Raw genomic sequence first — 8,066 nt, 5'->3', positions numbered from 1 at the left:
CAGACCTAGAGATAGGGTTGTCCGACCCCTCGACTGGGGTCGCAAGGGTATTTTACACCTATCTATACACAGGTCATCGGCACTGCGTGCCTTGACCTGTGCCTATTTAGCACGGACCTCTGCCGAGGTCCTTACTCATAGATACCCCGCCAAAAACCATACAGTTAGAACTTTCTAATGCGTAACCCCTCATTTCAAGTGGTGTTGGGGCTGTATTTTCATTCGTTTTTGGTATATTGCAAGTTGAAACGAACATGACATATTAGAAGCAAATATATGATACTAACGGTACTATCCACCGACCATCTACTTCTGTACGGCTCTATACTGGCTGTACTAGGATTATTTCTAAGCAAAACTGGTTTTAGATTTGGGCTACCCACCCTGCTCCTATTCCTAGGTGTGGGTATGGCAGCGGGTGCCACAGGCTTCATCAATTTTGACAGCCCAGTGATCGCACAGGCGATCGGATCGGTGGCTCTGGTGGTGATCCTCTTTTCGGGCGGTATGGATACCTCCTTTAAGGAGATCAAGCCTATTATGGCACCTGGAGGGCTCCTAGCTACAGTGGGGGTGCTATTGACTGCACTATTCACGGGCACCTTTATCTACTTCCTTTTCCAATGGCTAGATATGGGGATCAAGCTCACGTTTCTACAGTCGCTCCTCTTTGCCAGTGTAATGAGTTCAACTGACTCGGCGTCGGTCTTCTCGATTCTTAGAAGCAAGAAAACCACCCTGAAGCAAACCCTCAAGCCGCTCCTAGCCAACCTGAAGCAAACCCTCAAGCCGCTCCTAGAATTTGAGAGTGGTAGCAACGACCCTATGGCGTACATGCTCACCATGGTGCTGATACAGATGATTAGCCAAGGGGATAGCGTTACGATCTGGGACGGGTTTTTGATGTTTGTTGTTCAATTTTCACTCGGACTACTCCTCGGCTTTGTACTCGGGAAAGGTGCCATTTGGCTGGTCAATAGAGCCAACCTCTATGCGACGTCGCTCTATCCAATACTGATGCTCTTTATCGCCTTTTTCATCTACTCCCTCACCAATACGGTACAGGGGAATGGCTACTTGGCAGTCTATGTTGGGGGCTTGGTGATTGGCAATTCTCGCATGCAGTACAGTCATACCATCGCCAAGTTTTTCGATGGTATGCAGTGGCTTAGCCAGTTAGTGATGTTCTTGACGCTAGGGCTTTTGGTAGATGTTCCATACATGATGAAGCTAGCACTCCCCGCGCTATACATTTCGCTATTTATGCTCTTCTTTGGGCGTCCGCTATCGGTATTCCTCACGCTGCTTCCCTTTTGGGGTAAGTTTAGTGCCAAAGCTCAGCTCTATACCAGTTGGGTGGGCTTGCGTGGAGCAGTGCCAATTATCTTTGCGATATCGCCGTGGGTAGCTGGGCTGGAGCATGCACAGCTCACCTTTGCCATCGTATTCTTCATCACCATCCTCTCCCTACTGATTCAGGGTACTACGGTGCATACGATGGCGGATAAGCTGGATCTTATCGACTATTCGGTGAGGGAGAATGTCTTTACCGATATTAATCTACCGCAGCAGATCAAGAGTGCTATTTCGGAAATCATCGTGAATGAGCAGATGATCAGTAAGAGTGATATGATGCGTGACCTGGAGCTTCCCGACCATACCCTGGCCATTATGGTACAGAGGGAGGGGCAGTTTTTTATTCCCCGTGGGCATACTCAGCTTCGGGTAGATGACCACGTCCTCTTTATATCGGACGACCAAGAGGCGCTGGTACAAGCTTATGAGGAGCTGGGAGTTAATAACTATAGTTTGGATAGCAACGCATGAGCCAAATAATATTTGATAAGTTACACGGTCTGGGCAACGACTACATTTACATAGACCTAGACAAGTATCCACTGGCAGATATTGCCCAATTTGCTCGTCAATATAGCGACCGACGAAAGGGGATCGGCGGTGATGGGGTGATCACTTACCACAAGCAACCATCAGGCCATTATATGATGCGGATCTTCAATCTCGATGGGTCGGAAGGGCTGATGTGTGGCAATGCTATCCGCTGTGTGGCTAAGCTCCTCTACGAGAGGAGGCTGGACCGCTCGAATCCGATGACGATTGAGACGCAGTCGGGCGATAAAATACTTGCCCTTACGCTAGAAGGGGAAGAGGTAATGGCGGCTAGAGTGGATATGGGATTGCCCCGAGTGCTGGAGGTAGGGAAACGAGTACAAGGGGTAGAGGGGAGCTATGTCTCTGTCGGCAACCCCCACTTTATCCACTTCATTGAGAGCGACCCTGATGATTACCCTCTTGCAGAGGTGGGGTCAAAGGTGGAGCACGACGCAGCCTTTCCCGATGGCGTTAATTATGAAGTCGCTATGATCCAAGACCCCAACACGATTAAGATGAGGGTATGGGAACGCGGTTCGGGGCTCACTCAGGCGTGTGGCACAGGGGCTACCGCCACGGCTGTTGCTGCAATCAACCTCGGTTTGGTCGCCCATAAAGTGAATATAGAGATGCCTGGCGGCTCTCTCGTGATTGAGTGGAGTGGCAAGGAGAGCGACCCTGTCTATATGACGGGTCCAGCTACGTATGTTTACCAAGGAATCGTAACGATATGAAGAAGATAAACAACCAATTTAATAAGCTCCCTGGGAGCTATCTATTTGCCGAAATCAATCGGCGAATTACTAAGTATCAAGAGGCTCATCCCGAAGCGAAGATTCTACGTATGGGGATTGGTGACGTCACTCGCCCCCTTCCCCCAACCGTTATCAAGGCGATGCACGAGGCGGTGGATGAGATGTCGAGTGGCAAGACTCTCAAAGGGTATGGGCCAGAGCAGGGCTATGCCTTTTTGCGTGAGCTGATTGTGCAGCACGACTATGCCTCGAGGGGAGTAGAACTAGCACCAGATGAGATTTTTGTAAGCGATGGAGCCAAAAGCGATACCGCTAACATTGTGGACCTCTTTAGCAATGATGTGCGGATAGCAGTCACCGACCCCGTTTACCCGGTCTATGTAGATAGCAACGCCCTTGCAGGGCGGGCAGGTGATTATCTTGCCGAGAGTGGACAGTGGAGCCAACTCACCTATCTCCCTTGTAGCCAGAGCAATGATTTCATTCCGCCACTTCCTCAGCAGCCAGTAGATATCATCTACCTCTGCTATCCTAACAACCCTACGGGCACTACCCTCACCTACGATGAGCTAAAGAAGTTTGTGGAGTACGCCCGTGAGCACGATGCTCTCATCCTCTTTGATGCCGCCTATGAAGCCTTTATCCGTGAGGAGAATGTACCCCACAGTATTTACGAGATAGAGGGTGCGAAGGAGTGTGCAATTGAATTCCGAAGCTACTCTAAGACGGCAGGCTTCACTGGCGTGCGGTGCGGTTATACAGTGGTGCCCAAGTCGCTCCCAGGCGGGCTCAATGCCATGTGGAGCCGTAGGCAGACCACCAAGTTCAATGGGGCTAGTTACATTAGCCAAAGGGGCGCCGCAGCTATCTACACTCCAGAGGGGAAAACCGAGGTACGTGCTAATATCGATTACTACCTACAGAATGCCCAGACCATTAGGGAAGCACTCACTGAGATCGGGGTAGCACACTATGGAGGCGTCTCCTCGCCCTATATTTGGCTCAAGACACCCGAAGAGTACCCTGCATCGTGGGATTACTTCAATTACCTACTCACCGAGAAGCAGATTGTTGGCACGCCAGGTGTTGGCTTTGGGCTAGAGGGTGAAGGCTACTTCCGCCTCTCCGCCTTTAGCACTCACGAAGCTACTGCTGAAGCGATGCAACGGCTCACCAAATAAAAGCACAAAACTACTAATGTAAAAACCAATAGCAACAGATAAATAATGGATTTAAGACTTAAGAGGCTAGTTACACTTGGAGTACTCATACTCCTTTGCTTTACCCAAAGCAGGGCAGAGGGAATTTCACTAGAGGCGATCACAGGTGGCAGATATTGGCCACAGAGTGCGGGCTATGGCTTCCGTCCGATGGTGGATGGGAAGAGCTACACGGTCATCTCGGATGATGGCACTCGACTAGTACAGTATAGCTATGAAACGGGCAAGGAGGTAGCTGTGCTTTTTGACACCCAAAAAGCTCGTGACTGCGACTTTGACACTTTTAGCGACTACCTCATCAGCGATAGTGGGCACCATATCATTATCCTGCGAGATTGGAAACCTATCTACCGCCGAAGTGCTACGTATGATGCTTATCATTACGACGTGCGTCGCAATAGGGTAGAGCCACTGACTGCAGAGGGGCGTCGGGTACGTGTTCCCCTCCTCTCGCCGGACGGTCGTAGCTGTGCCTTTGTGGTGGATAATAATATCTACATCAAGAAGTTTGACTTTGATACGGAGGTGCAAGTGACTACCGATGGCAAGTGGAATGAGGTGCTCAATGGCGTGACCGACTGGGTCTACGAAGAGGAGCTCTACGTCACAAGTCTGATGAGCTGGAGCAAAGATAGCCAGTATCTGGCCTATGTACGGTCCGACGAAAGACAGGTAAAGCAGTATGATATGGCGGTGTATGGCACCGGGCTATACCCCTATACCTACCAATTTAAGTACCCAAAGGCTGGTGAGGAGAATAGCAAGATTTCCATCCACCTTTACCACCTTGACAATCGCAAAACCTCTACCGTTGATCTTGGGATAAAAGAGGAATTCTATATCCCTCGGCTAGAGTTTCACGAGGAGAGCCTTTACGTCTTTACCCTCAATAGGCATCAAAACCACCTTCGCTCCTATCAGGTCAACCCTCAAAGTCAGGTGGCACGCCTCTGGATTGAAGATAAAGATGACCGCTATATCGATAGCAATAGCTGGGTGTTACAATTGGCCTTCACTCCTCAAGGGGCTTACTATGTCTCTGAAACCTCGGGTCGCCCACAGCTCTACCGCTACGATAAGGCAGGTACACGTCAGGAGCAGGTAACCAAAGGTGAGTATGATATCGATACCTTTTATGGGGTTTCTCCTCAGGGCGAACTCATTTATTCTATCGCCTACCCCACCCCAATGGATCGGGTGGTGGTGGCTCAAGACCGCAAAGGAAAGATCCGTTATCTCTCCCCAGAGAGTGGCTGGAGCAATGCCACCTTTAGCAGTGACCTGAGCTACTATCTACTCAACCACTCATCGGCGACAGAAGTGCCTAGATATCAGATTTGCCGAACGAAAGATGCCAAGGCGCTGACGCTACTGGAGGATAACCAGGCGTTGAAAAATAGATTGGCACAGATCAGATATAATCAGCGTGAGTTTATCAAAGTAAATACCCAAAGTGGTCAGCAACTGAATGCTTGGATGATCAAGCCAGAGGGCTTTGACCCCAATAAGCAGTACCCTCTCGTGATGACTCAGTATAGCGGTCCCGGATCACAGACGGTGGAGAATCGCTTTAGCTTTGGCTGGGAAGAGTATCTAGCACAAGAGGGATTTGTGGTAGTTGCTGTAGATGGACGTGGCACTGGTGGTCGTGGAAGCGATTTCAAGAAGTGCACCTATCTACAAATGGGTATTCTTGAGACTCAAGACCAGGTGGAGGCAGCTCAAGCTCTAGGACAACTTCCCTACATTGATGCCAAGCGGATCGGTATCTTTGGCTGGAGCTTTGGAGGGTACATGACGCTGATGACCATGACCCGTGGACAAGGCACCTTCGCAGCAGGCGTAGCAGTCGCCCCGCCAACCGATTGGGGGCTATACGACACGATCTATACAGAGAGGTATATGCGCACGCCTCAAGAGAATGCCAAGGGATATCAAGCGACTTCAGTAATGCCCTATGTAAGGGGTCTGAAGGGGGATCTACTTATTATCCAAGGTACGGCCGACGATAATGTACATATGCAAAATGTGATGCACCTAGTCCCTGCACTAGTAGAGGCGGATAAGGATTATAGGATGCTCGTCTATACCGATAAAAACCACAGCATCTACGGAGGGAATACACGCAACCACCTATATAGGCAGATAACGAATCACTTCAAAAATAGCTTAATGAGATGATAGAGGGCAAGAAAAAACGGCCACTTCGTAAGCCCGATTGGCTAAAAATTAGTATCTCTAGCACCGATAGCTATTCTGGCACTTCTGAGACCATTAAGGAGGCGGCTTTACATACCATCTGTAGTAGTGGCCGTTGCCCTAATCAGGCTGAGTGCTGGAGCCGTGGTACCGCTACCTTTATGATTGGAGGTAATGAGTGTACCCGTGCATGCCGCTTCTGTGGCACCCCTTCGTGCAAATCACCCGCTCCCCTCGATCCCGATGAACCTAGGCGTGTGGCGGAGAGTGTCCGCAGGATGGGGCTTAAGTATGTGGTGATCACTTCGGTGGATAGAGATGATCTGCCCGATGGAGGAGCGGAGCATTGGCGGCAAACGATTGAGGAGGTGCGTCGGCTGAATCCGCACGCCACGATAGAAGTACTGCTCCCTGACTTTGGAGGACAGCTAGTGTCTCTCGACTTGGTCTTGGAAAGCCAGCCCGATGTGGTAGCCCATAACCTTGAGACGGTACGACGCCTGACCCCCACCGTTCGCCACCGTGCCACTTACGAGAATAGTCTCAAAGTATTGAAGCATATCTCCGAGCGTGGCTTTGTTACCAAGAGTGGCATTATGGTAGGTCTGGGCGAAACACCAGATGAGGTTAAGGAACTATTTGCCGACTGCCTTGAGGCGGGAGTTTCGACACTGACCATTGGACAATACCTACGCCCTAGTCATCAGAATATACCAGTGGAGGAGTATGTGCACCCCGACCAATTCAAAGCCTACAAAGAGGAGGGTGAGGCGATGGGACTTTCACACGTAGAGAGCGGACCGCTTGTGCGCTCCTCCTATAGAGCAGACCAACAGTTTGAAGTAGCTAAAGAGCATATCAATCTCAGAGATCTCCTTCAAAAGTAACTAGATGAAGCAGCACTTTCTACTCCTTCTACTGCTACTTCTGCTGTCACCGCAACTCGCTCACGCCCAAGGGGGGTGGACGGGTGATCTGGACGAGTTTATCATTGAGGATGGCATTGCAAAGCACCAAAACAATGGCAAGTCGGGCAGTGCCGTTATCTACAAGGACTTTACCTCCGAGGCTTCAGGGAGTTTCACCTGGAGCCTCGGCTTTGTATTCCAAGACCTTCCGACCAGTAGCAATACCTTTGAAGTAACCCTGTTCAACCAAGAAGTAGGCAACTTTCGATACTATTACAAGGTGGTTCCTACTAAAAACAATACTAGCATTGGACTGGTCAAAGAGACCTACCAGAAAATAAGCTCCACAGAGAGCCGTAAACTTTCAAGCACGGTACTCACCTCATGGCAAAATAATAGTGGCTACCAACTGTGGCAGAAAGTCCAAGTAGAGGTAGACTACCACGCTACAAAAGGGATACGTTTCCGATGGTTCACTCCAGTTTCCGGGCTCCGTCAAGGCGAGTGGATTGAACTACCCGAAGGTCGCCCCTATTGGCGAATGAGCCTTCACACAAAATTCACCTCAAAGAAAAAGCTCAATAACGCTTATATCCTTCCCAAGATTATCCAGGATAATACTGGGGGAGAAGAGGAAAAACTCCATATCCAAGAGCAATGGGCTGAGCAATCAGGACGGGTACACCTCAAGCTTTCAGGTCCAGTCTCAATCCGAGATGCTACGGTCACCTGCGTTGGATTTCAACCCACCATCTACTCAGGAGATAAGGCCGAAGATATCGTCATCAACCTAGGAGCTACTTTCATGCCTGGAAATAGCTACCACTTTGAGATTAAAAAACTAATAGATAGGAATGGAAAGTATGCAGATCTATCCTTCCAAATCGATATCGAATCTATCCAACCTGGCACCACCATCATCCCAGAAGGTATATTCATTACAGAGGTAATGGCCTCACCACCTGATGATGGCCCCCTTCAAGGTACTAAGTACATAGAGCTCTACAATAATACAGGTGCACAGCAAAATCTAGCTCTTTACACTCTCCACTACGGAAAATCAAAGGTAGTATCCCAAAAAGTGTGTAAGGCAG

The 8,066-nt window shown here is 49.6% G+C and carries 6 protein-coding genes; all 6 read left to right on the top strand.

The window, feature by feature from the left end:
* Positions 1-276 precede the first annotated feature (276 nt).
* Complete coding sequence (locus QVO39_RS08350) at positions 277-1,827, top strand: potassium/proton antiporter (RefSeq protein WP_021903785.1); 1,551 nt, start codon at positions 277-279, stop codon at positions 1,825-1,827.
* Positions 1,824-2,624 carry a diaminopimelate epimerase gene (gene dapF, locus QVO39_RS08345; protein ID WP_021903784.1) on the top strand — a complete coding sequence of 267 codons (801 nt, stop codon included), beginning with the start codon at positions 1,824-1,826 and terminating at the stop codon, positions 2,622-2,624. The genes QVO39_RS08350 and dapF overlap by 4 nt, the downstream gene beginning before the upstream one ends.
* A complete protein-coding gene (locus QVO39_RS08340) occupies positions 2,621-3,826 on the top strand; it encodes an LL-diaminopimelate aminotransferase (protein ID WP_021903783.1) in 1,206 nt (401 codons plus the stop codon). The genes dapF and QVO39_RS08340 overlap by 4 nt, the downstream gene beginning before the upstream one ends.
* A 45-nt stretch (positions 3,827-3,871) precedes the next feature.
* Entirely contained in the window at positions 3,872-6,046 is a 2,175-nt protein-coding gene (locus QVO39_RS08335) for a S9 family peptidase (protein ID WP_021903782.1), read from the top strand.
* Entirely contained in the window at positions 6,043-6,951 is a 909-nt protein-coding gene (lipA, locus tag QVO39_RS08330; protein WP_021903781.1) for a lipoyl synthase, read from the top strand. Before QVO39_RS08335 ends, lipA begins: the two co-directional genes overlap by 4 nt.
* 4 nt (positions 6,952-6,955) lie before the next feature.
* The coding region (locus QVO39_RS08325) for a lamin tail domain-containing protein (RefSeq protein ID WP_502685077.1) at positions 6,956-8,066 on the top strand (1,111 nt) is incomplete at its 3' end.

Source organism: Porphyromonas sp. CAG:1061, from assembly GCF_000435035.1.
Taxonomy (GTDB): Bacteria; Bacteroidota; Bacteroidia; order Bacteroidales; family Porphyromonadaceae; genus Porphyromonas_A; species Porphyromonas_A somerae.
This window is presented reverse-complemented; position numbering and strand designations above follow the sequence as displayed.